General features: G+C 62.9%; 2 protein-coding genes. Both read right to left on the bottom strand.

What is annotated here, in order from left to right; all coding sequences use genetic code 11:
* Positions 1–97: DUF2160 family membrane protein (locus EOA27_RS42805; RefSeq protein ID WP_245491397.1), on the bottom strand; the 97-nt coding region annotated here is incomplete at its 3' end.
* A 2-nt stretch (positions 98–99) separates the two neighbouring features.
* On the bottom strand, positions 100–776 hold a 677-nt coding region (locus EOA27_RS38715), incomplete at its 5' end, for a carbohydrate ABC transporter permease (RefSeq protein ID WP_145970916.1).

The following is a 776-nucleotide window of genomic DNA, read 5'->3' on the forward strand; positions in this document are numbered from 1 at the left end:
ATTCCCAGGCCGCCATGCCGCACAGCAGAAGCAGGATGGTTCCGAAGAAGGCCGCCGTCGGCCAGGTCCACGCCATCCAGGAGAAGTCGAGATTCATGGTCACACCCTCCCCAGGGCGAAGCCCTTGGCGATGTAGTTACGGACGAACCAGATAACGACCGCGCCGGGGATCAGCGTCAGCACACCGGCCGCGGCGAGCAGGCCCCAGTCCATGCCGGCGGCCGAGACTGTGCGGGTCATGGTTGCGGCGATCGGCTTGGCGTCAGTCGTGGTCAGCGTGCGGGCGATCAGAAGCTCCACCCACGAGAACATGAAGCAGAAGAAGCAGGCGACGCCGATGCCGCTGGCGATCAGCGGCATGAAGATCTTCACGAAGAAGCGCGGGAAGGAGTAGCCGTCGATATAGGCGGTCTCGTCGATCTCCTTCGGCACGCCGGACATGAAGCCCTCGAGAATCCACACCGCCAGCGGCACGTTGAACAGGCAGTGGGCGAGCGCCACGGCGATATAAGTGTCGATGAGCCCGAAGGCCGAATAGAGCTGGAAGAACGGCAGCGCGAACACCGCCGGCGGCGCCATGCGGTTGGTCAGCAGCCAGAAGAACAGATGCTTGTCGCCGAGGAAGCGGTAGCGCGAGAAGGCATAGGCTGCCGGCAGCGCCACCGCCACCGAGATCACCATGTTCATCACCACATAGGTGATCGAGTTGATGTAGCCCGAATACCAGGATGCGTCGGTGAAGATGGTGCGGTAATTCGCGAGCGTCGGGTTGTGCG

The organism is Mesorhizobium sp. M2A.F.Ca.ET.037.01.1.1, from assembly GCF_003998075.1.
Classification (GTDB): Bacteria; Pseudomonadota; Alphaproteobacteria; order Rhizobiales; family Rhizobiaceae; genus Mesorhizobium.